The sequence below is a fragment of the Streptomonospora nanhaiensis genome (assembly GCF_013410565.1).
GTDB classification, from domain to species: domain Bacteria; phylum Actinomycetota; class Actinomycetes; order Streptosporangiales; family Streptosporangiaceae; genus Streptomonospora; species Streptomonospora nanhaiensis.
On sequence record NZ_JACCFO010000001.1, the window covers coordinates 4,563,379 to 4,587,256 of the forward strand.

The 23,878-nt window shown below is 72.2% G+C and carries 25 protein-coding genes; 8 read left to right on the plus strand and 17 right to left on the minus strand.

Annotation, left to right across the window (positions count from 1 at the left end; genetic code table 11):
• The first annotated feature begins 185 nt into the window (after positions 1–185).
• On the plus strand, positions 186–986 hold the full coding sequence (locus HNR12_RS20195) for a hypothetical protein (RefSeq protein WP_179769067.1): 801 nt from the start codon (positions 186–188) through the stop codon (positions 984–986).
• A gap of 481 nt (positions 987–1,467) precedes the next feature.
• A complete protein-coding gene (locus tag HNR12_RS20200) occupies positions 1,468–2,316 on the plus strand; it encodes a patatin-like phospholipase family protein (RefSeq protein WP_179769068.1) in 849 nt (282 codons plus the stop codon).
• Positions 2,317–2,403: 87 nt separating this feature from the next.
• On the opposite strand, the gene HNR12_RS20205 is transcribed toward HNR12_RS20200, so the two are convergent.
• The 5 genes from HNR12_RS20205 to HNR12_RS20225 all read right to left on the minus strand — a co-directional run bounded on the left by HNR12_RS20205 (position 2,404) and on the right by HNR12_RS20225 (position 6,025).
• The gene (locus HNR12_RS20205; RefSeq protein ID WP_179769069.1) at positions 2,404–2,622 is read right to left on the minus strand and encodes a hypothetical protein; all 219 of its coding nucleotides are present in this window, start codon (positions 2,620–2,622) and stop codon (positions 2,404–2,406) included.
• 58 nt (positions 2,623–2,680) lie between these two features.
• Positions 2,681–2,863: a hypothetical protein gene (locus tag HNR12_RS20210; protein ID WP_179769070.1), complete on the minus strand. Its 183-nt coding sequence runs from the start codon at positions 2,861–2,863 to the stop codon at positions 2,681–2,683.
• Positions 2,864–2,981: 118 nt separating this feature from the next.
• Positions 2,982–5,222 carry an ATP-binding protein gene (locus HNR12_RS20215; RefSeq protein WP_218901989.1) on the minus strand — a complete coding sequence of 747 codons (2,241 nt, stop codon included), beginning with the start codon at positions 5,220–5,222 and terminating at the stop codon, positions 2,982–2,984.
• A 9-nt stretch (positions 5,223–5,231) separates the two neighbouring features.
• On the minus strand, positions 5,232–5,807 hold the full coding sequence (locus HNR12_RS20220) for a DUF6879 family protein (protein WP_308118389.1): 576 nt from the start codon (positions 5,805–5,807) through the stop codon (positions 5,232–5,234).
• Entirely contained in the window at positions 5,804–6,025 is a 222-nt protein-coding gene (locus HNR12_RS20225) for a hypothetical protein (protein ID WP_179769071.1), read from the minus strand. The genes HNR12_RS20220 and HNR12_RS20225 overlap by 4 nt, the downstream gene beginning before the upstream one ends.
• Before the next feature lie 368 nt (positions 6,026–6,393).
• Between HNR12_RS20225 and xseA the strand changes: the two genes are divergently transcribed.
• Complete coding sequence (xseA, locus tag HNR12_RS20230) at positions 6,394–7,752, plus strand: exodeoxyribonuclease VII large subunit (protein ID WP_179769072.1); 1,359 nt, start codon at positions 6,394–6,396, stop codon at positions 7,750–7,752.
• A 165-nt stretch (positions 7,753–7,917) separates the two neighbouring features.
• On the plus strand, positions 7,918–8,160 hold the full coding sequence (locus tag HNR12_RS20235; protein ID WP_179770757.1) for an exodeoxyribonuclease VII small subunit: 243 nt from the start codon (positions 7,918–7,920) through the stop codon (positions 8,158–8,160).
• 153 nt (positions 8,161–8,313) lie between these two features.
• Here HNR12_RS20235 and HNR12_RS20240 read toward each other — a convergent pair whose 3' ends face one another.
• Positions 8,314–9,285, minus strand: coding sequence for a LysR family transcriptional regulator (locus HNR12_RS20240; RefSeq protein ID WP_179769073.1), 972 nt, complete (start codon positions 9,283–9,285; stop codon positions 8,314–8,316).
• A gap of 204 nt (positions 9,286–9,489) precedes the next feature.
• Here HNR12_RS20240 and HNR12_RS20245 point away from each other — a divergent pair, with 204 nt between their 5' ends.
• Complete coding sequence (locus HNR12_RS20245; protein ID WP_179769074.1) at positions 9,490–10,395, plus strand: SDR family oxidoreductase; 906 nt, start codon at positions 9,490–9,492, stop codon at positions 10,393–10,395.
• A gap of 250 nt (positions 10,396–10,645) precedes the next feature.
• Here HNR12_RS20245 and HNR12_RS20250 read toward each other — a convergent pair whose 3' ends face one another.
• Positions 10,646–11,254, minus strand: a complete 609-nt coding sequence (locus HNR12_RS20250; protein WP_372451065.1) for a DUF6542 domain-containing protein — start codon at positions 11,252–11,254, stop codon at positions 10,646–10,648.
• 5 nt (positions 11,255–11,259) lie between these two features.
• Positions 11,260–12,741 carry a DNA recombination protein RmuC gene (locus HNR12_RS20255; RefSeq protein ID WP_179769075.1) on the minus strand — a complete coding sequence of 494 codons (1,482 nt, stop codon included), beginning with the start codon at positions 12,739–12,741 and terminating at the stop codon, positions 11,260–11,262.
• Positions 12,742–12,978: 237 nt separating this feature from the next.
• Here HNR12_RS20255 and HNR12_RS20260 point away from each other — a divergent pair, with 237 nt between their 5' ends.
• Complete coding sequence (locus HNR12_RS20260; protein WP_179769076.1) at positions 12,979–15,453, plus strand: beta-glucosidase; 2,475 nt, start codon at positions 12,979–12,981, stop codon at positions 15,451–15,453.
• 29 nt (positions 15,454–15,482) lie between these two features.
• Here the strand turns inward: HNR12_RS20260 and HNR12_RS20265 are convergent, their stop codons facing one another.
• Positions 15,483–16,415, minus strand: coding sequence for an FkbM family methyltransferase (locus tag HNR12_RS20265; RefSeq protein ID WP_179769077.1), 933 nt, complete (start codon positions 16,413–16,415; stop codon positions 15,483–15,485).
• 353 nt (positions 16,416–16,768) lie between these two features.
• Here HNR12_RS20265 and ychF point away from each other — a divergent pair, with 353 nt between their 5' ends.
• Entirely contained in the window at positions 16,769–17,863 is a 1,095-nt protein-coding gene (ychF, locus tag HNR12_RS20270) for a redox-regulated ATPase YchF (protein WP_179769078.1), read from the plus strand.
• Between the two features lie 3 nt (positions 17,864–17,866).
• Here the strand turns inward: ychF and HNR12_RS20275 are convergent, their stop codons facing one another.
• Complete coding sequence (locus HNR12_RS20275; RefSeq protein WP_179769079.1) at positions 17,867–18,700, minus strand: SDR family oxidoreductase; 834 nt, start codon at positions 18,698–18,700, stop codon at positions 17,867–17,869.
• 268 nt (positions 18,701–18,968) lie between these two features.
• On the minus strand, positions 18,969–19,535 hold the full coding sequence (locus tag HNR12_RS20280; protein WP_217781467.1) for a TetR/AcrR family transcriptional regulator: 567 nt from the start codon (positions 19,533–19,535) through the stop codon (positions 18,969–18,971).
• Positions 19,536–19,665: 130 nt separating this feature from the next.
• On the opposite strand from HNR12_RS20280, the gene HNR12_RS20285 reads away from it, so the two are divergent.
• On the plus strand, positions 19,666–20,646 hold the full coding sequence (locus tag HNR12_RS20285) for an NAD(P)-dependent alcohol dehydrogenase (protein ID WP_308118388.1): 981 nt from the start codon (positions 19,666–19,668) through the stop codon (positions 20,644–20,646).
• A 728-nt stretch (positions 20,647–21,374) separates the two neighbouring features.
• Here HNR12_RS20285 and HNR12_RS20290 read toward each other — a convergent pair.
• The 6 genes from HNR12_RS20290 to HNR12_RS29225 form a co-directional block, all read right to left on the minus strand.
• Complete coding sequence (locus tag HNR12_RS20290) at positions 21,375–22,139, minus strand: ABC transporter permease (protein ID WP_179769080.1); 765 nt, start codon at positions 22,137–22,139, stop codon at positions 21,375–21,377.
• Complete coding sequence (locus tag HNR12_RS20295) at positions 22,136–22,906, minus strand: ABC transporter ATP-binding protein (RefSeq protein ID WP_179769081.1); 771 nt, start codon at positions 22,904–22,906, stop codon at positions 22,136–22,138. The genes HNR12_RS20290 and HNR12_RS20295 overlap by 4 nt, the downstream gene beginning before the upstream one ends.
• Positions 22,903–23,112, minus strand: a complete 210-nt coding sequence (locus HNR12_RS27900) for a DUF1048 domain-containing protein (protein ID WP_218901990.1) — start codon at positions 23,110–23,112, stop codon at positions 22,903–22,905. Before HNR12_RS27900 ends, HNR12_RS20295 begins: the two co-directional genes overlap by 4 nt.
• Before the next feature lie 42 nt (positions 23,113–23,154).
• Positions 23,155–23,283 (minus strand): DUF1048 domain-containing protein, encoded by a 129-nt coding sequence (locus tag HNR12_RS27905; RefSeq protein ID WP_218901991.1) that lies wholly within the window; start codon positions 23,281–23,283, stop codon positions 23,155–23,157.
• Position 23,284: 1 nt separating this feature from the next.
• Entirely contained in the window at positions 23,285–23,626 is a 342-nt protein-coding gene (locus HNR12_RS20305) for a PadR family transcriptional regulator (protein WP_179769082.1), read from the minus strand.
• Between the two features lie 109 nt (positions 23,627–23,735).
• Positions 23,736–23,864, minus strand: a complete 129-nt coding sequence (locus tag HNR12_RS29225) for a hypothetical protein (RefSeq protein WP_274613883.1) — start codon at positions 23,862–23,864, stop codon at positions 23,736–23,738.
• Positions 23,865–23,878 lie beyond the last annotated feature (14 nt).

The window sequence follows — 23,878 nt, forward strand, 5'->3', positions numbered from 1 at the left end:
GCGTCGCGACGGGGAGAAACCATTCACAATCGCCGCACTTCCGGCGACGCTTACTCCCTTATTGTGGTTGACCTGTGTAACGCCATGACGCGGTGGTAGCCGCCGTGGTAGTCGTGCACGCGCGGGGCGAGGGGCACCCAGCGCCGCCCCGCTCCCAGCCGAGACCTTCAGGAGCCCCCAGTCCCATGTCGAATCCGTCCATCGCCAGCAAGGTAGTGTCCTGGGTCAAGGGCATTTTCGGGCAGCGGGAACAGACCACCGAGCCGCGTCCGCAGGCCGCGCCTCCGGGCAACAAGGCGGAGCCCGCGACAAGCGAGACCGCCGCGGGGACCCCCGCCGCCGAGCAGCCGGCGGGCACGAGCCCCCTGGCGCCCACCGACAGGCCCGACACCGCGAACGCCCCGGACGCCGAGATCGCCGTCGACTCGCCCACCGCCGGGCCGCCCGAGACGACCCCGTCGCCCTCGGCCCCCGCCGAGCCGGAGGAGTCGGCCGCCGAGGCAACCCCGGCCGCCGATGAGGCCGCGAAGGCCGAGGAGGCCGACAAGGCCACCGAGGAAAGCCCGGCCGCCAAGCCGGAGCCGGCCGGAGCCGCCAAGGCGGAGCCCGCGGAGGCCGAGGCGGAGCCGGCGGGGAACGCGGACGACAACGCGGTCGCCGATACCGACACCAAGGGCGGCGACCTCGTCGACCCGGGCGAGCAGGCCGCCGTCGCCGAGGAGTTGGCCGCGGCCGAGGCGGTCACCCAGGTCGCCGACGACGCCCCCGCCAAGGAGGCCCGCCGCCGCGCCGCCCCCACCGCCGAGGAACTGCCCGTGCCCGGGTACGAGGGCCTGACCCTTCCGTCGGTCCGCGCCCGCCTCCGCAAGCTCACCATCGACCAGGTCCGCGACCTGCGCGCCTACGAGGTCGCCCACGGCGAGCGCCAGGAGTTCATCAGGATGTACGACAACCGCATCGCCAAGCTGCAGAGCGAAGGGCAGTAGGCGGCGGCAACGTCGGCGAACGGCAGGACACGGCTATACGGCCGGCACGGCGGCGGCCGAGCGGGCGGCGGCCGGCTCGGCCCGAGGCCGCGCCGTCCTGCGCGGTCGGCCCCCGACACCGGACGGGAGCCCGCCCCGGGAGCGTCCAGCCGGCGTCAGCCAGGGCGAGCCGGAAGCAGGTGGCCGGGACCGGCCGGTCCGTTCCGGTGCGCCGGAACGGGATCAGGCGCGGAAGTGGGAACACTGGGATGCGGACCCGGTCCGCATCCGCGCCCGGACGACGGCGTCCGCTCCGCCGGCCCGGGCGCGCGGGCGGCCCGGCAGGCCCCCGGAACGCGGGCGCACGGGACCGGAATCCGGACGTGCGGGCCAGGACGAGCGGGACCGGGAGCGGACAGGCGGCGGGCCGGCGGCGGGACCGGCGGAGCGGCCGAGGGACACCGGCCGCGACCTTCGCGGCCGGAGAGCGGAAGGGGCCGGAATGAGCCGGACGAGCCGGAAGAGCCGAATACTGGTGCTGGGCGGCGGCGGTGTCACCGGGATCGCCTGGGAACTGGGAATCCTCGCCGGGCTGCGCGACGCCGGCGTGGACCTCACCGACGCCGACACCGTGGTGGGCACGTCGGCCGGGTCGGTGGTCGGCACCCAGATCACCTCGGGCACCCCCCTGGAGACCCTCTACGCCCGGCAACTGCGCTCGGCCGAGGGCGAGGTCACGGCCAAGCTCCCCCTGTCCATGCTGGCCCGCTGGATCTGGGCCCTGACCACCGAGCGCGACCTCCGCCGCGCCCGCGCCCGGATCGGCCGCCTCGGGCATGCCCACTCGGTCAGCTCCCTGGAGGAGCGCCGCAGGACCATCTCCGCGCGCCTGCCGACCACCGAGTGGCCCGACGCCGACCTGTGGATCACCGCCGTGGACGCTCACACCGGCGAGCGCCGCGTCTTCGACCGCGGCTCGGGGGTTCCCCTCGTCGACGCGGTGATGGCCAGCTGCGCGGTCCCGGGGGTGTGGCCCCCGGCCCTGGTCAACGGCCGCCCCCACATCGACGGCGGCCTGCACTCGTCGTGCAACGCCGACCTCGCCGCCGGCTACGAGCGCGTGGTGGTCCTGTCCCCCACGACGCGCACCGCCGGCCCTCTCCCCAGCGCCGCCGACGACCTCGCCCGCATCGACGCCCGCACCACCCTGATCACCCCCGACGACCCGGCCCAGTCCCAGATGGGCCGCAACCCCCTCGACCCGGCCTTCCGAGCCGCCGCCGCCCGAGCCGGCCGAGCCCAGGCCCCCGCCATCGCCAAGTCCGTCGCCGAAACCTGGACCGGGGACTGAGCACAGCGCCCGCGGAACGCCGGCCTTGGACCCTGGAAAGGCACGGTCTCCGCTGAGCACGAGCGCCCTTCCGACGGCGCGGCGCCTTCAGGCCCCGCCGCTCCTGTACTTTTCGACGGCTCGGAGGACCACTTCGGGGGAAATGCGCACAGCGGTTTCCCCGGGGAGCGGATTCTGAAGTCCGCCCGCGTCTTCGCCCACCAGTTCCTGGCCTTGCACGACCAATTCACCGGTGTCCGCGATGTAGACCGAAGGGCAGCCCTGGTCGGCGGAATCGGCGTCCTTGGCCAGCAGCGTAAGCTTCACGGATCCTCCTGCCTGCACCTCGGGAAGGACGCTCACGGTACCATTCGGGCCCTTTCCTCTACCAGGAACGGATATGCGACCGATCGGCACCGTAGCGCTCTCTTATATCGGAGACCACGTCATCGTCGTCGTCCGCTGATGCGCGCACCAGGCGCTTCAAATCCACCGCGAAAAGCACGTCGGCTGTATCCGCTGGTCGGGATGGCGCGTGCGGGTTTTCGTCCCGGTCGTCCGACGCCACGGCGCATCACCTCCCGCGTCCGCTCGATGTGTTCGCCTGCTGTGTCCGCCCGGTCAGGGTTTTTCTCCCCGTCGAGGTCGACGGTACCCGCGGCGTCCCCGGCGGGTACAGGCGCGGCTCACCGGACGTCGCGGTCACCGCCGCCCCGGCCTGGTGCACCACTCGGGTCGGGTTTCGGCGATTCTCCGTCCAGGCGCGCGATCGCGGCCGCGACCGAGTCGGCACGCGGGTCGCTGACGGACCGCAGCAGGTCCAGGGCGGCGCCCAGGTGCATGCGGGCACTCTCCGTCTCGCCGAGAGCCGCGTAGGACTCGCCGAGGCCGGTGCGTGCCAAGGCCTCGGTGTCGAGGTCCCGGTCGCCGACGAAGACGTCGAGCGCCGCCCGGTACTCCGCCACGGCCGCGCGGTGCCGACCCGAAACGCGGAGAACGTTCGCCATGGCGTACCGGGCCCACGCGACGGTCCAGGAGTCCGGTAGCCGCGTGAAGACGGACATGGCCTCGCGGCAGTGCTCGGCCGCCTCGTCAAGGCGTCCGGCCTCACGCGCGCAGTCCGCGAGTCCCAGCAGGGCCATCCCCTCTCCGCGCCGCTCACCCGCCGCGCGGAACACCGCCGCCGCCTGCCGCAGCAGTTCGGGTCCCGAGGGGGAGCGGTCGAGTTCCCAGCGCAGCAGGCCGATCTGGCGAAGGGCGAACCCCTCGGTCCACGGGTCTTCGGCCTCCCGACCCGCCCCCAGCGCCGCCTCATAGTGGGTGAGCGCCTCTTCCTTGTCTCCGAGGAGCCATTCCGCATCGGCCAGTCCGATGAGGTTGCGGCCTTCTCCGTAGCGGTGGCCCATGGACCGCGCCGCCCGGTGGCCGATGGTGTTGACCAGGCGCCATTCCTCCCAGCGCCGGCTCAGTTCGAAGAAGCCGTAAGCGGCGACGGGGATGCGCCAGGCGAGGTCGAGCAGGCCGGCGTCGTGGACGGCGCGCACGATGCCCACGATGTTGGGGCGTTCCACGTCGAACCACGCGAGCGCGTCCTCGGTTCCGGTGAAGTCGAGGAGGCCACCGGCCGGCCGGGGTTCGGGCACGTCGACCGACGGGAAATTCGGGCTGCACACGGCGAGGGCCCTGCGGACGTTCGCCAGGTACCAGCCCGCCAGCCGCTTCAGGATTTCCCCGCGGTTCCGCGGGGGCTCCTCGGTGCGGAAGCGTTCGACCGCGTAGACCCGCAGGAGGTCGTGCAGACGGTAGCGGTGGCGGGTGGTCCGCTGGAGGAGGTTCCTGGCGACGAGGACGTCGAGGACGCGGACCGCGGCCTTTGGATCCAGGCCGACCGCGGCGGCACACGCCTCACCGCTGAACTCGGCGTCGGGATGGGCGCCGAGGCTGCGGAACAGCCGGGCGCAGTCCGGCGGCAGCGCGGAGTAGGAGGTCGAGAAGACCGCGCGTACCCCGCTCAGTTCGTCGTCGGCGGTGCCGAGCGCGTCCAACCGCTCGTCCTCGGCCCGAAGTTCGGCCGCGACCTCGCCAAGGGAGTAGCCGGGGCGGTCCATGACGCGCTCGGACAGCACGCGCAGTGCCAGGGGGAGCCGGGCGCAGTGGTCGACGAGTTCGCGAGCCGCCGCCGGCTCCGCGTCGACACGGTCGGCGCCGACGCCGGCGCGCAGCAGTTCCAGCGATTCCTCAGCGGAGAGGGCGTGCAGCGCCATCCGCCGGGCGCCCTCGTACACGGCCAGGCCGGACAGTCTGTTCCGGCTGGTGATCAGGACGGTGGCGGGTGCGGAGGCGGGCAGCAGGGCGCGGACCTGGTCCGCCGACACCGCGTCGTCAATGGCGACCAGCACACGTTTGCGGTCGAGGCGGGACCGGTAGAGGGCGGCGCGGCCGTCGAGGTCGTCGGGGATGCGGTCCAGCGGCACGCCCATCGCACGCAGCAATGAGAGCAGCGCCGAGGAGGTGTCCACGCGGGGGCCGATGCCGTGGCCGCGCATGTTGACGTAGAGATCCCCGTCCTCGTGCAGGGACCGGACGCGGTGCGCCCAGTGCAGCGCCAGGGCGGTCTTGCCGACTCCCGGAGGACCGGTGATCACCACCACGTTGAGGGAGGACGGCGATGCGGCCCCACCGGCGCCCCCTGCCCCCGGCAGCAGGGCGTCGAGGAGGGCGAGGTCCGCCCTGCGGTTCACGAACCGCGCGGGGGCCAGGGGGAGCTGCCGCGGGATGATCGCCGACTCCGCCGCACCGGAGGTGAGATACACGTCGCCGTGCACGGCTCCCGCCTGCACCACGTGGCGGGCGGATCCCCGGTGGTGGTTGCCGGTCGCGGGCTCCGGCGCGGTCTCGTCGCCGGACCCGCTGCCTCCGTCGGTCATTCTCACCCTTCACAGCGGACGCATGTACTCGTCGAACCTCTTGGCGTACTCCGCGAACGGCAGGGACAGATCAAGGGCCCGATCGCGCCAGGCATTCGCGGACTCCACCGCCTTTGAATCGGTGACCAGTCTCATGGACGTGAGCGCGCCGCTTTCCGCGTAGTCCATTACCAGAAGCCGCCGGGAGTCGAACAGCCAGTAGTCCATGCGCGGTATTCCCGCGGGCCACCGGCCGTCGCGCGCCGGGAGGATGCGGACGTCCTCACCGGCGGCGATGTTGCTCCGGTAACCGGAGGCGCATTCGAACCGCACATAGTCGGTCAGCGGTTCGATCACGACGTGGACGCGACTGTAGGACCGTCCCGCCGCGGTCCCGTCCCGCACCTCCTGCTGCCAGTCGTCGTCGCTGAGGGGAGCGGGAAGGCCCTCCCTCTCCGCGGTGAGGAACCGCGCGAACAGTTCGTCCTCGTACTCGACGGCGTAGTTCTGCAGCGTTTCCAGGCGAAACGCCGTGTGCTCGAATTCGTCGAACATCCGCTCGGCCTCCGGCCAGGTGACCTGGGCCTCCGGGGGCGGTCCGCTCACGTGGCCGTGTTCCGCTGGTAGGCCTCCACGGCGCGCAGGACGATGTCCGGCGCTATGCGGACGGCGGTCTCTCCGGCGAGGGGGTTCTGCAGTTCTCCCATATCGGCGCTGCTCAGTTGCTGGCCTTGGACGATGAATTCGCCGGAATCAGAGAAATAGACGGACGGACAGGCTTTTTTGTGGGATTTTTCGTCCTTGGCGAGCAAGGTGAGTTTCATGGTGCTCCTGTTCGAGGGAGAAGGCCACCTTGGTCCGAGGCTAACAGAGGGCTATTTCGGCGGCCAGCCGCGATCGGCGGCCTCGGTCCTCTTCCGTCGTCGGGGAATACCGGTGCTGTTCCGCCGGCTGGGAGGAACGTGTCCGGCCAGGTGCTTGGTGATGGCGGGAAAAAGATGTGCCGGGCGTATCCACCATGTCCGTTACCCAGGGCCGATCCATGGGCTGGGCTGCTTGTGGCCGTTAGCGGCTGCCCGTCCCTTTCGGGGGTGCCCCGGGGGCCCGCGTGGCCGCACCGCCGGAAGCCCGTGGCGGCCTCCCGCGACGCCGCTCGCCCGTCTTGACGGTGGGCTGTTCTAGGCTCGCTGGCATGGGTATGGAGAGCTCCGCCGAGTCGCCGCAGCCTGTGCGGGTGGTGATGCAGGCTGTCGGGGGGTGGATCGGGCGGCTGGGGAAGATCTGGGTTGAGGGCCAGGTCGCCGAGATGAACCGGCGGGGTGGGACCGTCTTCATGACCCTGCGCGATCCCGTGGCCAACGTGTCGGCGCGGGTGGTGTGCCCGGCGCGGGTGCTGGAGGCCGTCGCGCCCGTGCCCGAGGCCGGGGCGCGGGTGGTCGTGCACGCCAAGCCGGACTTCTACGTGGCGCGCGGGACCTTCTCGCTGCTGGCGCTGGAGGTCCGCCACGTCGGGCTGGGGGAGTTGCTGGCGCGGCTGGAGCAGCTGCGTGCCACGCTCGCCGCCGAAGGGCTGTTCTCCGAGGCGCGCAAGCGGCCGCTGCCGTTCCTGCCGGGCACCGTCGGTCTCATCTGCGGGCGGCAGTCCGCCGCGGAGCGCGACGTGCTGGAGAACGGGCGGCGGCGGTGGCCGGCGGTGCGGTTCGAGGTGCGCGAGGTCGCGGTCCAGGGCGACCGCGCCGTGGGCGAGGTCATGAACGCCCTCAAGGAGCTGGACGCCCACCCCGACGTCGACGTCATCATCATCGCCCGGGGCGGCGGGTCGCTGGAGGACCTGCTGCCGTTCTCCGACGAAGCACTCGTGCGCGCGGTGTCCGCCACGCGGACACCCGTGGTCAGCGCCATCGGCCACGAGCAGGACAGCCCGCTGCTCGACCTGGTCGCCGACGTCCGCGCCTCCACGCCCACCGACGCCGCCAAGAAGACCGTGCCCGACGTTGGCGAGCAGCTCCAGCTCATCCGCCAGCTGCGCGACCGCGGCCGGCGGGTGCTGCGCGGCGGGATCGACCGCGAGCGGGCGTGGCTTGCGGGCATGCGCTCGCGCCCCGTCCTGGCCAGCCCGCTACGCGAGATCGACCGCCTCACCGAGCAGGTCACCGGCCTGCGCGACCGCGCGCGGCGGTGCATGGGCGCCGCCCTGGACCGCGCGGGCGACAACCTCACCCACACCCGCGCCCGCCTGCACGCGCTCTCGCCCGCCACCACGCTCGCGCGCGGCTACGCCATCGTGCAGCGGGCCGACGGGGCGGTCGTGCGCTCGGCCGGCGACGTCGCCGAGGGCGACCCGCTGCGGGTGCGGTTCACCGAGGACAGCATCCGGGTCACGGTCGACGCCGTGGGCCTCCCCGGCGCTCCGGCCGGTGGGCCGCCGGACGGCGGTCCCGCATCCGCCGGGGCCGACTCCGACCGGGCCGCCTCCGACGACCGTGCGACCCCCGACCGTCCGACCCCCGACGGGCCCGCCGCCGGCGGTCCCGCGCCGGAGGCCTCGTGAACCCGACGGGCGGCGCCTCCGCGGCGTCGACCGTGCCAACCGTGTGAACCGACCGAGAACACCTACGACCCGACCGCCAGGTACGACACAACGCCGACCGGTCGAAGGGGGACCGCAGTGGCCGCCAAGAAGAGCGCCAACGACACCGCAGACCCGCAGCAGCCCATGGACGGCGACACGCCCGAACCCGAGCTGAGCTACGAGCAGGCCCGCGACGAACTCGACTCCGTCGTGCGGCGGCTGGAGGCGGGCGGACTGACCCTGAAGGAGTCGCTGGCCCTGTGGGAGCGCGGCGAGCGGCTCGCCGTCACCTGCGAGCAGTGGCTCGAAGGCGCCCGGGCCAAGCTCGCGGTCGCCATGGAGCGGAACACGGCCGACTCCGCCCGCGACCCCGACACCCCCTTCTAAGGCGTCCTCGCCGAGCCGCCCGCTGAGCCGCCCCGCCGGGCCCGCCCCGTGCCGCGCGCCGTGGCCGCACCCCGCCGGGCACCCCGCCCGGCCCGCAGCCCCTCCGCCGCCTCCGAGGACTCCGGGCGCCTTGGACCGCCGCCCCGTTCCCGGTCAGTCCTCCTGCCGCGCCGGGGCCGCCGCGCGCACGGGCGGCGGTGCGGCCAGGTGCTCCCGGGCGGCCGCACGGAACGCCGCGACCAGGGGGCCGCGGTCGTCGGCGCGCGTCGCCAGTACCACGTGGCTGGGCTCCACCCCCAGCAGCGGCACGGCGACGACGTCGGGGCGCAGGCCCCCCGTGCGCACCCCCGCCATGATCGCCACGGCCTCGCCCGCCGCGATCACCTCGATCTTGTCCTCGATGTCGTCGATGACCGGACCGTCGGGCGCGCGGCTGCCGTCCGGCCGGGGGTCGAGGCGCCAGAACGCGTCCCACGCCGGATCGGCGTCGGGCACCCGGGGCAGGGGCTCCTCGGCGATGTCCTCGACCGTCACCGACTCCCGCCCCGCGAGCCGGTGGTCCACGGGCACCACGAGCACCCGGGGCTCCGCGTAGAGCACCGTGACGTGCAGCCCCTCGGTGCGGAACGGCAGCCGGGCCACGGCCGCGTCCACGCGGTGGTCCAGCAGCGCCGACCGCTGCTCGTTCCAGTTCAGGTGGAGGATGCGGACCACGGAGTCGGGGTGCCGGCGCCGCAGTTCGCGCGCCGCCGGGGTGGCGATGATCCCCTTGGCGACCCCGATGGTGATCCGGTGCGGCTCGGCGGCGGCCCGCGCCACGGCCGCGGCCCGCCCGGCCGAGCGCAGCAGCGCCTTGGCGCGGGGCAGGAACGCCTCGCCGGCGTCGGTGAGCCGCGTGCCGCGCGGGTCGCGGTCGAGCAGGCGGGCGCCCAACTGCTGCTCCAGGCGGCGGACCTGCCGGCTCAGCGACGGCTGGTTGACGCGCAGCGCGGCCGCGGCGCGGCCGAAGTGCCGGTGCTCGGCCACCACCGTGAAGTACCGCACCAGCCGCAGGTCGAGGTCGACCGGTGGGGCCGGGGAGAGATCGAGGCCGGGCCGGGGAGCCGGGGAAACGGGGTCCGCCATGCCGCCAGCGTATCGCCCCACGGCACGGCCGCCCGTTGAACAAACGGTCGCGAACTGGGGTGATGCCTGTTCCGTATTGCGCCTTGCGGAACAGGCCTTGGACGCGGGCCGCGCCGCGTTGGCACGGTGGAACCACCGGTCGGCGAGCGCCCCGGCGGCGCCCCACCGGACCGCATCCCGTCTTTCACCCACAGGAGTTCCACCATGCGCGTTTTCGTCACGGGCGCCACCGGTTTCGTCGGTACCGCCGTGGTCCGGGAGTTGCTGGGAGCCGGCCACCAGGTCCTGGGCCTGGCCCGGTCCGACCGGGGCGCCGCGGCGCTGGAGGCCGCCGGCGCCGCCGTGCACCGCGGCTCGCTGGAGGACCTGGACAGCCTGCGCTCCGGCGCCGCCGCCTCCGACGGCGTCGTCCACATGGCCTTCGTCCACGACTTCTCCGACTACCTCGGGGCCGTGCGGACCGACCTGCGCGCCGTCGAGGCGATCGGCGACGCGCTCGCCGGTACCGGGCGCCCCTTCGTCACCACCTCGGGCTTCGCGGGCATCGCGCACGACCGCGCCATCGTGGAGACCGACACCGGCGACCCCGCAGCCGCGCCCCGGGCTGCCTCCGAGGCGGCCGCGCTGGCCTACGCCGAGCGCGGGGTCCGGGCCTCGGCCCTGCGGCTCGCCGCCACGGTGCACGGCGCGGGCGACCACGGGTTCGTCCCCACCCTCATCGAGGTCGCCCGGGCCACCGGCGTGTCGGCCTACCCCGGCGACGGCGCCAACCGCTGGCCCGCCGTGGCGCGCCGCGACGCCGCCCGGCTGTACCGCCTGGCGGTGGAGTCGGCCCCGGCCGGCGCGCGGCTGCACGGCGTGGCCGAGGAGGGCGTGCCGGTCCGCGACATCGCCGAGGCCATCGGCCGCCGGCTCGGCCTGCCGGTGACGTCCGTCCCGCCCGAGGAGGCCGAGACGCACTTCGGCTGGATCGGGCGCGTCTTCTCGGCGGACCTCGCCGCCTCCAGCGCCCTGACGCGGCAGCGGACGGGCTGGGAGCCCACGGGTCCCGGCCTGCTGGCCGACCTCGACGGCGACCACTACTTCGCCGCGCCGGCGGCCACCGTCTGACCCGCGCCCGCGCGGACACGAAATGTCCCAGAGGGTGGCCCGCCCGCCCCGCGCGGCGCCTGAGCGGGGATTCGCACTCGCCGCGCTGTCCGGGCAGGCCGTGGCGGGCACACTCGGCGGAGCCCCGCCCGACGGGGACGGTCGGCGGGGAACCGCCCTGATCCCTCTTCGAGTGTGCGAGCGGCAGCGGCCCCTGCCCGGCGTCCCGCGCGAGGCGCGCGTGCGCCGCTCGCCACGGGCGGAAAGGGCCCTAGGCGCCGCCCGGCCTGCCGCGGTCCTCGGGGGCCGCCGCGCGCGGGCGGCGGCCGTTGACCTCGTCGCTGAAGGCCCGCACGTTGCGCGGCAGCCCGCGGAAGACCGCGATGACCAGCACCAGCGCGGTGCCCAGGAACAGCCACGGTGCGACGTCGGCCAGCCGGGTGGCCATGCCGATCGCCACGCCGCGGGCGAACCCGGTGTCGCCGAGGGTCAGCAGCATTTCGGCGCCCAGCGCGGCCGTGAAGTAGGCCAGCGGGGGGCTCACGGTCAGCGACAGCAGGTCGGTGGGCCGCACGGTGAGCGCGGCCAGCACGCAGGCGGCCGTGAACGCCACGCCGCCGGCCTGGGGCTGGGCGATCAGCCCGCCCAACAGGGCCGAGGCGAAGCTGACGGCGCAGATCACCAGGATCCCGCCGCGCCCGGTCAGGCGCAGGCGGCGCGGGCGGCGCGGCACGGCCGGCGACGCTCCGGTCCCGCGCCGGGGCGCGGGGCGGGGCCGGGCGGCGTCCGGGCGCCGCCGGCCGGCCAGCGGGTCGCGGGGCTCGTCCACGCGCTCCGGCTTGCGCGTCACCATGACCGTGCGCTCCCTTGTCTCACTCACAGTGGTCAGTGTGTCACTCTTGGTGAGAGATTCGGCTCTTCCGCAGCGGCCGTGTCCCCATCCGAATCCCGGCCCCCGCCGCCGATGTCCGCCATGCCCGCACTGTCCGCCACGCCTGCCATGCCGCCTCCCTCAGCGCCGCCGTCGCCGTCCCGCTCGTCGGACCCGCGGCCGAACGCCGCGCCGTAGAGATGGACGCGGGGGTCGGGTGCGTCCGTTCCGTCGGGACTGTGCCCGGTTTCCGGTGACTCATCCGGACTCTGGGTGATTTCTCCGGTCAGTTCCGCCGCGGCCAGCGGCCGCGCCTGCTCGGCCACCCCCTCCGGCCGCGCCAGTTCGTCGTCGACCAGCCCCAGCTGCTCGAACCGCCGCGCCGTCACCAGGACGCGGCTCTCCAGCGACCCCACCGTCTGGTTGTAGGCGGCCACCGTGCGCGAGAGCGCCCGGCCCAGGCCGTCGACGTGCCCGCCCAGGGTCGACAGCCGGGCGTGCAGCTGCTTGCCCAGCTCGAAGACCGCCCGCGCGTTCTCGCTCAGCGCCTCCTGCTGCCAGGCGTACTGGGCCGTGCGCAGCAGCGAGATGAGGGTGGTGGGCGTGGCGATGTGCACCCGCCGGCCCATGGCGTGCTCCAGCAGGCCGGGGTCGTACTCCAGCGCCGGGGCCAAGAACGCCTCGCCGGGCACGAACAGCACCACGAACTCCGGCGCGGGGCTGAACGCCGCCCAGTAGGACTTGGCCGCCAGTTGGTCGACGTGCGTGCGCAGGTGCCGGCTGTGCGCCCGCAGGCGGTCGGCGCGCACGTCGGGGTCGTCGGTCTCCACCGCCTCCAGGTAGGCCGCCAGCGACACCTTCGAGTCCACGACGATGTTCTTCCCGCCCGCCAGCCGCACCACCATGTCCGGCCGCTGCCGGCCGTTCTCGCCCGCGCCGCTTGCCTGCTCCTCGAAGTCGCAGTAGGCGCTCATGCCCGCCAGTTCGGCCACGCGCCGCAGTTGCAGTTCCCCCCAGCGCCCGCGGGCCTCGGGCCGGCGCAGCGCCGTCACCAGCGCCTGGGTCTGGTCGCGCAGCCGCTCCGATCCCTCGCGCACGTAGTCGACCTGCTTGGCCAGTTCGGCGTGTGCGGCGCGCCGCCCGGCGTCGACCTCGCGCAGCTGGCCCTCCACCCGTGCCAGGGTCTCCTTCAGCGGCGCCACCATCTGCTCCACGGCGGCGCGGCGCTGCTCCAGGTCCTGGCCCGCCTGGGCGCCCACCGCGCGCATCCGCCCCTCGGCCAGCTCCAGGAAGCGCTGGTTGGTGGCGTCCAGGGCCTCGGCCGACAGCGCGCGGAACCGCTCGCCCAGCCGCTCCTCGATGTAGGCGGCCCGGTCGTCGGCCGCCTCGGCGCGCGCCCGAGCCTCGGCGACGCGCCCGCGCGCCAGCGTCCACCCCAGGGCGACACCGATCGCCAGTCCCACCAGTAGCACCAGGATCACGTCAAGGCCGTTCATAGCGGCCCATGGTCTCAATCCCGGGCGGTTCCGGGCGGAGCGCCACGCGCGGGCGGGGAAGTGGGGTAGTGGACGGGATGCGCGCGGCGGCCGGCGCCGGGCACCGGGGCCGGCGGGCGGGCCGACCAGCGCGTTCGGTCGGAACTGGATTATTTACCGAGCGATCGGTAGGTTAAATTCCCGTTTCGGTCACAGCCCGCACCACCACCGCCCCATTCCCCGAACGGCAGGAGCGTCATGACCACTCACCTCACGTCCGCGCACCCCGCCGAGGCCGAGCGCGAGCGCCGCGTCGAGGCCGCGCTGGCCCGCCTCGACCTGACCGGCAAGGTCCGCCTGCTCTCGGGCGCCACCATGTGGGCGATCGCGCCCAACCCCGAGATCGGCCTGGACCGCCTGGTCATGTCCGACGGCCCCGTCGGCGTCCGGGGCGAGCGCTGGACGCCCGAGGACCCCTCGGTCCAGCTGCCCAGCCCCACCGCCCTCGCCGCAACCTGGGACCCCGGCCTCATCCGCACCGCCGGGCGCCTGCTGGCCCAGGAGGCCCGGCGCAAGGGCGTGCACGTGCTGCTGGCGCCCACCGTCAACATCCACCGCTCCCCGCTGGGCGGGCGGCACTTCGAGTGCTACTCCGAGGACCCCCTCCTCACCGGCCGCATCGGCGCCGCCTACGTCACCGGCGTGCAGGAGGGCGGTGTGGCCACCACGGTCAAGCACTTCGTGGCCAACGACTCCGAGACCGACCGGTTCACCGTCGACGTCCGCGTCGACGAGCGCACCCTGCGCGAGATCTACCTCGCCCCCTTCGAGGCGATCGTCGCCCAGGCGCGGCCCTGGGGCGTCATGGCCGCCTACAACAGCGTCAACGGCACCACCATGACCGAGCACGCCGACCTCAACGCGGTGCTGCGGGAGGAGTGGGGCTTCGACGGGTTCGTCGTGTCCGACTGGACCGCCGCGCGCGACACGGTGGGCTGCGCGCTGGCCGGCCTCGACGTCGCCATGCCCGGGCCCGCCACCGTCTACGGCGACCACCTGCTCGCCGCCGTACGCGAGGGCCGCGTGCCCGAGGCCGCCGTCGACGCCATGGCGCGGCGCGTGCTGCGCCTGGCCGCCCGCGTCGGCGCGCTGGAGGGCGCCGAGCCCGTCGTGAAGGCGGCCGACCTGCCCGCGCCCCTCGACGGCCGCGCCGTGGCCCGCGAGGTCGCCGCGCGCTCCTTCACCCTGCTGCGCAACGAGGGCGGCGTCCTGCCCCTCGACACCGCCCGGATCCGCCGCGTCGCCCTGATCGGCCTGGCCGCCGACGAGGCCCGCACCAGCGGCGGCGGCAGCGCCACCGTGTTCAGCGAGCACACCGTCACCCCGCTGGAGGGCCTGCGCGCGGCGCTGCCCGAGGACGTGCGGCTGGACCACGCCATCGGCGCCGACCCCCGCCGCGGCCTGCCGCCGCTGCGCCACCCCCTCACCGCCGTCTTCCGCGACTCCGACGGCGCCGAGCTGGGCAGAGAGCCGCTGGCCGACGGCACCGCCCGCTGGATCGGCGAGCTGCCCGCCGGCATCGACGTGGCGCGCCTGGCGGCCGTCGAGGTCACGGGCTCCTTCACCCCCGAGGCGACCGGCACCCACGTCCTCGGCGTCACCGGCGTGGGCCGCTTCACCCTCAGCGTCGACGGCGAGGTCCGCTTCGACGGCGAGAACGAGATCGAGGGCACCGACCCGGCGGCCGTGCTGCTCAACCCGCCGCAGTCCACGGTCGAGGTCGAGCTGACCGCCGGGCGCCCGGTGCGGGTGTCGGCCACCACGCCGGTGCCCGACGGGTTCGGGGCCTTCCCCTTCATCGGGTTCGCGGTCAACCACCTGGAGCCGCGGGCGAGCGAGGACGAGCTGATCGAGGAGGCCGTGCGCGCGGCCGCGGCGGCCGACGTCGCGGTGGTCGTGGCCGCCACCACCGAGGAGGTGGAGTCGGAGGGGTTCGACCGCGCCGACCTGCGGCTGCCCGGCCGCCAGGACGAACTGGTCGCGCGCGTGGCCGCCGCCAACGACCGCACCGTCGTGGTCGTCAACGCGGGCTCCCCGGTGGTCATGCCCTGGCGCGAGGACGTGGCCGCCGTCCTGGTCACCTGGTTCGGCGGGCAGGAGCTGGGCGCCGCACTGGCCGACGTCCTGCTCGGCGCCGAGGAGCCCGGCGGCCGGCTGCCCACCACCTGGCCGGCCGAGGAGGCCGACGTCCCGGTGATCGAGGTCCGCCCCGCCGACGGCCGGCTGGTCTACGACGAGGGCGTGTTCGTCGGCTACCGCGCCTGGCAGCGCGCCCAGACCCCGCCCGCCTACTGGTTCGGCCACGGCCTGGGCTACACCACCTGGGAGTACACCGGGGTGGAGGCCCGGCCCGCCGCCGACGGCGGGGTCACCGTCACCGTCGGACTGACCAACACCGGGGGACGGGCCGGACGCGAGGTCGTGCAGGTCTACCTGGAGCCGCGCGGCACCGCCGAGGCCGCCGAGCGCCCGCGCCGGTGGCTGGCCGGGTTCGCCGCCGTCAGCGCCGAACCCGGCGGCAGCGCCGAGGCGGTCGTGGTCCTGCCGCCGCGCGCCGCGCAGGTGTGGGACACCGCCGCGCACGCCTGGCGGACGGTGCCCGGCACCTACGACGTGGTGGTGGGCCGGTCGGCGGGCGACACCCGGCTGACGGCGCCGGTCGAGATCGGCTGACGCCCGGCGGGCGGGCCCGGCGGGGCGGGTCAGCGGCCGGCGAACGCCGCGCGCCAGGCGCGGGCCAGCCGCCACACCCGCTCGGGCACGGCCTCGGGCGCGAACAGCCACATCCGGTCGCGGTGGGCCGCGCCGGCGCCCCCGATCATCGGGCTGGGGGTGTAGGGCGGCTCGCCGCTCAGGTGGTACCAGCGGTAGCCGAACGGCTCCAGCAGCGCCATCAGCCGCTGCTCCACGCCGTTGTGCGGGCGCACCTCGCACAGGATCCACGGGCGGCAGCGGCGCAGCACCTCCAGCCCGCCGGCGATCACGTCGGGCTCGGTGGCCGCGGTGTCGACCTTGACCACGGCGGGGTGGGCGCCCGTGCGCTCGCGCCAGTGGGAGAGGGTGTCCACGGTCACCGGGATGCGCCCGATCTGCGGGCCCGGGCCGCAGGCCAGGGAGTTGGCGGTGTCGGCGGCGGCCGACAGGCGCAGCGCGGCGGTGCCGCTGTGGTTGCTCAACGCCAGCTGCACGACCTCGACGTCCAGCCCGTTGTCGGCGGCGATGGCGCGGGCGGTCGCGGCGGTCTGCGGCGTCGGCTCGAACGCGAAGACCCGCCGCCGGCCGCGGGCCGCCGCGAGCGCGGCGTATAGCCCCACGTTGGCGCCGATGTCCAGGACCGATCCGGGGCGGGCGTGTTCGAGCAGGGCCAGAAAGCAGGCCGTGGCCTCGGGCTCGTACCCGGCCAGGCCGCCGTGGTGCAGCCGCCGGGGCACGCGCAGGTCGCCCGGCGCGGTGACGGCCAGCGCCGCGGGCCCGCCGCCGGCCCACCCGGAGCGCGCGGGCAGGGCGAGTTCGAAGTGCCGCACGCGGGGCGGCACGTGGGCGGGGTCGAGCCCGCCCAGGCGCTGCGGCAGTCGGATCCGGATCTGACGGGTGGCGTAGCGCACCGCCGGATAACGGCGGACAAAAGCGCTCATTTGGGCGTGTACCAATGTCGTTCCCCCCAATGCCTCACAGCTGGCCGGCATGTGGTCGGCATGGCGCCGCTGCGGCACGGGAGGATCCCGTGCCGCCCGGTCACGGCGGGCGTCGGGCCGCCCCCCAGCGGCCGGGCCGAAAACACGGCCGCGCGCCCCCTCCGCGCACGGCACGTCGTCTCCGCGCCCACGTGACCGGTCGCACCTGAACGTACTCCGATTTGCACTTGTGCGCAGGACGTTTCCGCCAAACAGGGCACGGCGGCCGCCCGCACCCCTCCGGCGGGCCTCCGCGGCCATCCGCCTCCTCGGCCGCGCCGGGCGGCGGCGGGCAGCGCCTAGAATCGACGACCGTGAGTCTGTCTATAGGGATCGTCGGCCTGCCCAACGTCGGCAAGTCCACGCTGTTCAACGCACTGACCAAGAACGACGCTCTGGCCGCGAACTACCCGTTCGCCACCATCGAGCCCAACGTCGGCGTCGTGGGGGTGCCCGACTCCCGCCTGGACAAGCTCGCCGCGATGTTCGAATCGGCCAAGGTGGTCCCGGCCACCGTCGACTTCGTCGACATCGCCGGGATCGTCCGCGGGGCCTCCGAGGGCGAGGGCCTGGGCAACCAGTTCCTGGCCAACATCCGCGAGTGCGACGCCATCTGCCAGGTGATCCGCGTCTTCAACGACCCCGACGTCACCCACGTCGACGGCGACATCGAGCCCTCGCGCGACATCGAGACCATCAACACCGAGCTGATCCTGGCCGACCTCCAGACGCTGGACAAGGCGCTGCCGCGCCTGGAGCGCGACGCCAAGCGCAACGCCAAGGACAAGACCGCCCAGGAGGTCCTGGCCGCCGCCCGCAGCGCCCGCGACGTGCTGGACCAGGGCGTGGGGCTGTCGGTGGGCGCCGCCCCGGCCGGGATCGACCTCGCCCTGCTGCGCGAGCTGAACCTGCTGACCGTCAAGCCGTTCATCTACGTCTTCAACGTCGACACCGACGAACTGGGCGACCCCGGCCTGCGCGCCAAGCTCTCCGAGCTGGTCGCCCCCGCCGAGGCGATCTTCCTGGACGCCAAGATCGAGTCGGAGCTGGCCGAGCTGGACGACGCCGAAGCGGCCGAGCTGCTGGAGTCCATGGGGCAGACCGAATCCGGCCTGGCCCAGCTCGCCCGCGTCGGCTTCGCGACCTTGGGCCTGCAGACCTTCCTCACGGCCGGGCCCAAGGAGGCGCGGGCCTGGACCATCAAGAAGGGCGCCACCGCCCCCGAGGCGGCCGGGGCCATCCACACCGACTTCCAGCGCGGGTTCATCAAGGCCGAGGTCGTCTCCTACGACGACCTCGTCGAGGCGGGCTCGATGCAGGCCGTCAAGGCGGCGGGCAAGGCCCGCATGGAGGGCAAGGACTACGTGATGGCCGACGGCGACGTGGTGGAGTTCCGCTTCAACGTCTGAAGGTTAGCTTCCGCGGGGACGCCAGCGCCCGAACCCGCCCTCGGTATTGATGATCTGGCCTGTGAGCCACGATGCCTCGTCGGTTACGAGCCACGCGATAAGGCGCGCAGGGTCGTCCGGTTGTCCGTATCGCCCGAACGGGAACATGGGCTTCACGAACTGCCACATGTCGTCGGTGAGATACCCGGTGTCGACGGGGCCTGGATTGATGGTGTTCACCCGAATGCCGTCGTCGGCGAGTTGATCGGCGATCGTCGTCGTCACTCCGGCAATCGCGGCCTTGGCTGCTGCATATGCGACCTCGCCGGGCATCGGGCCGAGGTCCTGTCCCGATGTGAGGAAGACGATTGACGCCGGCGTCCCCGGGACGTGATGTGTAGCGAAGGACTGGGCGAGCAGAATCGAAGCGCGTGCGTCGACTGCCCAGTGTTGGTCGAGATCTGCGGCACTCAACTCACCGATGGGGCCGTCGGATCCTGATAGCGCTTGATTGCAGACCAATGCATCGACATGGCCGAACTCGCTCACGGCTGCGTCGATCACCTGCTCGGCGGCGTTTGGCTCGGTCAGATCGGCGTGGAAGTCAGCAACTCGTGCATCGCCCACGGCGTGTGATCGAACGCCTTCGAGTACCGCGGTGATGTCGTCGCTGCCCCACTCCTGGTCGGCATCATGTGGGGAAAAGTGGTGACAAAACACGTTGGCTCCGTATGCGGCGAGTCTGCATGCGATGGCGTACCCGATTCCCGCGCGGCGGCTGACCCCGGTCACGACAGCGGACTTGCCCTTCAAAGGGAACGGGACGCGCGTCAAAGGATCCGTCGGTTCGAGGTTCATGATCTCCAGTGAAACAGAATGCCCGGTCGCATTCGACGGTTCTGCGCGGCTGTCAGCTGTGCAGAGGTTGCTCCGTGCCGGAACTCGGTTGAATTTCGTTTCTCGAACTGAACCTCTGGGCGTGATCCCGCTGACGAGGGCTTTCGAACGACCGCCTTCATGGCGTGCTCTAGACGATCAGGGAGAATCACCAGATCTGTCTCCGGTCAGCCACCCAGGTGATCCGGGAGCGGCCGACAGCGGGCTGTCGCGCCTTCGCGCGCATGGGCTATGGGTGACGGCGCAGGCCTTCGGTGATGAGCGTGATGTACCTGCGGCAGCGGGCCCGGATGTGAGGACCACCGCCAACCGCGATGGCGCGAACACCGGTGAGAAGCAAGGCGATGTCCCCGCTGGTCAGATCGGGGCGGGCCTCGCGGGTGTCGCGCACCCGGGCGGCAAGGCGCTCGAGATCCTGCCGCACGTGACGGTCGAATCCCTCGAGGAGCGGCGCGGACCGGTCGCTCGTCGTGATGAGGCTCGCAAGGCCTGGCGCAGCCAACTCAAGTTCGACGACTGCATCGAGCGCCTTACCGAGCCCTCGCCACGGGTCCGAGGTTCTGGCGGCGTCCGCGAGGATGGCCAGGCAGTGCTCGATCTCGTGGCCGAACACGGCGTCGATCAGGTCGGAGCGGGTGGGAAAATGCCGGTACAACGTGGCCGTGCCCACACCGGCGTGGCGTGCGACCGCGGCGGCCGACACCTCGAGCCCATGGTCGGAGAACGCCGCGCGAGCTGCGTCGACGATGCGAACGCGGTTTCGACGCGCATCCGCTCGATTCATCGACTCGGCCACGACCTCACCTCCGATGCGAGAGACCGAACAGGAGTACGCTCCCACTTTACCGGAAAACGGATAGGCCTGCCCACTTCCGCAGTACCTTTGCTCCGGAAGGTACGAACGAGTCAGGGAGTGTGAGATCACGATGACGATGGCAGCAGCGGGCTTCCGCCGCTACGGCGGACCCGAGGTCCTGGAGGTCATGCGGGTCGCGATGCCGGCGGCGGGCGCAGGGCAGGTTCTCGTCAAGGTTGAAGCCAGTTCCGTCAACGGCGGCGAGATTGCCCAGCGGCGGGGCAAATTGCGTGCACTCGCCCGGGTAAGCCTGCCGAGGTACGTTGGCATCGACTTTGCAGGTGAGATCCTCGCGCTGGGGCCCGGCGTCACCGAGTTCTCGATCGGGGACCGGGTGTGGGGAACCGTCGACGAGCGCGGCTCGGTGGGCGCGGCCGCAGAGGCGGTGGCGATCGATACGGGCCGGGTTTCCCGGATGCCCGAGGGGTGGAGCGCAGCGGACGCGGTCAGCGTGCTGGCCGGGGCTGCGACCGCAGTCGTCGGGCTCCGGGACAAGGCCCGGCTGCGGGCCGGCGAACGACTGCTGGTGCGCGGCGCCTCCGGTGGTGTGGGCAGTGTCGCCGTGCAGCTTGGCCGTATGTACGGTGCACACGTCACCGCCCTGGCCAGCCAGGCGAGTGAACAGTTTGTCCGAGGACTCGGCGCAGCTGAGGTGATCGACTATCGCACCTCCCTCGACGCCATCGGAACCTACGATGTGGTGTTCGATACGCGTGGCACCGATCTGTGGCGACTGCGGCAGCACCTCGCGCCGCGCGGACGCATGGTCGCAGTGTCATTCGACGTCGACCGCAAGGTGCGAAGTCTGGGCGGCATCGCAGCGTCGAGCATCTTCGGTGGCCGCCGCATACGCTTCTTCCTCGGGCACCCGACCGCTGCACTCATCGGTGAGGTGGCTCGGTTGGCGGAAGACGGGCACCTGCAGCCGATCGTCGATGAGGTCTATCCTCTCGACCGCATCGGTGACGCTCACGCCAGGCTTGAGGCCGGCGGGGTGCACGGCAAGGTTGTCCTCGTCGTCGAAGAGACGGCGTCGGGGGCAGTGGACTGACCGGTAATTCGTTGCCGGGGACAACGGATTCGGTCCGGCATCGTTGACGCCATCTCGGGTCTGGGTTCCGGAAGGGGTGATGGCGTACTTGACGGCCCCCACATACCGCATGACCGCCCACCGAGACTGGAAGACCTGTAGAACCCAGAGGTTGTTCCGTACCGGAACTCGGTGGAGTTTAGATTCAATGTGTAACGCAGCGTCTGGCGGTAAGTGATGTCCCGAGGAAGGGTGGCGTCCACTCGGCGTTGATTCCGATGATGAGATTGCGGAGTATGACGCATTGCACGACGCCATTCCATCGTTGATGTCAACGGCATTCTGGGCTTGGGTGCAGGCTGAGATTACTCGTCATCGACGCTACAGCGACGGAAGCGGGTGGGTGGCACACCTTGATGAAGACCTGGTTGAGTCGATGTGCCAGACGCTCCGTATCCCGCTTCCCGACCTGCAGGTCAGCGGCACCGACAGGACTGCTGGTCGGCATCAACGGTCCGTGCGTGCGGACCTCTCGCAACTCGCGCTCCTCCGCGAGACGTCCCCCGTTGTGCGGGTATCGCTTGTTAGTTCCCACAGCCGGCTTGGTGGCGATGACGACCTTTAGGTGCGCCAGGGCGGGTCTTCGATGTGGATGGGGGTGGCGGAACCGCCGTAATAGATCGTGCCCATTCTCGAACAATTACCGCATTCTGGGAGGCCGCGGCGCACGGCGTCGGGATCGACCTGCCTCAACCGGCGATCCGCCGACGGTATGCCGCCAGGGCGAGGAAGTACGCCACCACGAGGATCCCGACGGACCACGCGAGCGTGACCCAGATGTCGGTGCCGACGGGTTGCTGGGCGAACAGGCTCCGGATGGTGTCGACGATGGGCGTCACCGGCTGGTTCTCGGCGAACCACGCCACGGCGGCCGGCATGCTGTCGGTCGGTACGAACGCCGAGCTGATGAACGGCAGGAAGGTGAGCGGGTACGAGAACGCGCTCGCACCGTCGACGGTCTTCGCCGACAGTCCCGCGATCACGGCGAGCCAAGTGAGCGCGAGGGTGAACAAGAGCAGGATGCCGGCCACGGCAAGCCATTCCAGCGCGCTCGCTCCGGAGCGGAACCCGAAGATGAACGCGACCCCCACGACGAGCGCGAGAGAGACGGTGTTGGCCACGAGGGAGGTCAGTACGTGACCCCACAGAGTGGTCGAGCGGGCGATCGGCATGGACTGGAATCGCTCGAAGATCCCGCCCTGCAGGTCCATGAAGAGCCGGTACGCGGTGTAGGCGATGCCGGACGCAATCGTGATGAGCAGGATGCCGGGGAGCATGTAGTCGATGTACGTGTACGAACCGGTGTCGATGGCTCCGCCGAAGACGAACACGAACAGCGCCATGATCGCCACGGGGGTGACGGCGGTGGTGATGATCGTGTCGGGACTGCGCAGGATGTGGCGGAGCGACCGCCCGGTGAGAACCGCGGTGTCGCCGAGGGGTTGCGTGGTCATAATCCCACCTCCTTGGTGAGGGCCAGGAAGACGTCTTCCAGGCTCGGCTGCTTCTCGACGTACTCGACCTTCGCCGGGGGAAGCAGTTGCTTGAGCTCGGCCAGGGTGCCGTCGACGATGATGCGTCCCTCGTGAAGGATCGCTATCCGGTCGGCGAGATGCTCGGCCTCGTCCAGGTCCTGCGTCGTGAGGAGTACGGTTGTGCCGGCCCGGGCGAGCTCGGTGACGGCATCCCACACCTCCAGACGCGCCTGCGGGTCGAGCCCCGTCGTCGGCTCGTCGAGGAAGACGACGGGCGGGTCGCCGATGAGGCTCATCGCGATGTCGAGGCGTCGGCGCATGCCGCCGGAGTAGGTGGCGACGCGGCGGGTCGCGGCATCCGTCAGCGAAAAGCGGGCGAGGAGGTCGTCGGCGACCCTTCCGGGATCCTTGACGTGGCGCAGCCGGGCGACCAGCACGAGGTTCTCGCGACCGGTCAGCACCTCGTCGACGGCTGCGAATTGCCCGGTGAGGCTGATCGACTCGCGCACGCGCTGGGGCTGCGTCGTCGCGACATCGAAGTCGCCGACACCAGCCGTACCGGCGTCCGCGCTGAGCAACGTGCTCAGGATCCTGATGACCGTCGTCTTGCCCGCGCCGTTCGAGCCGAGGAGGGCGAAGATCGTGCTGCGCGGCACGTCGAAGTCGACGCCGCGCAGCACGTCGAGGTCGTTGAAGGACTTCTTGAGTCCGTGGACGCGGATGGCGGCAGCCGTCGCGGTGGTCATCGTTCCTCCTTCTCCTTCTTATCGAGTCCGGCGATGGTCTCGGTCAGGCGGGCGCGCTCCTTGTCGATCCAGCGTTTGCCCGAGTAGGCGGCGGCGAACGCGTCGGCGAACTCGACGGGGTCGTCGCCGACGATCGCGTCGACTGGGGTCTGGTCGGCGGCGGCGCGCTCCCAGAGGTCGGCGAAGTCGTTCAGCATCGTCATCATCACTCCGGGGTCACCATCGGTGATGCCGCCGTTGTACATGAGTTAGCGTTCGAAGGCGTTCGCGGCCGTTCTGTACGGCTCGGGCAGAGCCGCAATGCGGGCTTTGTGCTGCCGGTACGCCTTCTTGTCATCGAGCGAGCCGGTGAGGAACTCGATCCACTTCGCGGCCATTTCACTTCTCGCTTTCGTCTTGTGTGCCTTGGAGCTGTTCGATCCGCTCCGCGAGGAACGTCCATGTGCTCCAGAACTCTGCGAGCTGCTCGTGCCCGCGGGCGTTGAGCGAGTACACCTTGCGCGGCGGGCCCTTCTCGGAAGGGACCTTCTCGACGTCGACGAAGCCCCGCTGCTCGATGCGGACCAGCAGTGCGTAGACGGTGCCTTCGACGATGTCGGAGAACCCGCGCTCGCGCAGGTGCGCCGTGATCTCGTAGCCGTACGCCGGACGCACGGCCAGGATTGCGAGCACGATGCCCTCGAGGGTGCCCTTGAGCATCTCCGTCATCTGGTTGCCCACGATCTCCTCCGGGCTACTCTGTCTCGATGAGTACTGGTACATGGTATGACTAGGTACCGCTCGATGGCAACATCGCGACGAGACTCAGATAAAGTCCCCGCGTAGGCGACTACATCGCTGTGGCGGGGCATGCCTCCGTGAGCAGCGCGATCTCCTCGTCGACGTTCGGGTCCTGCTCCCCGAGGGATTTCAGTTCGCGCTTGGACTCTCCTTGGATCCAGCACTGTGTGGACCTCATCCGGCAGGGCGCGC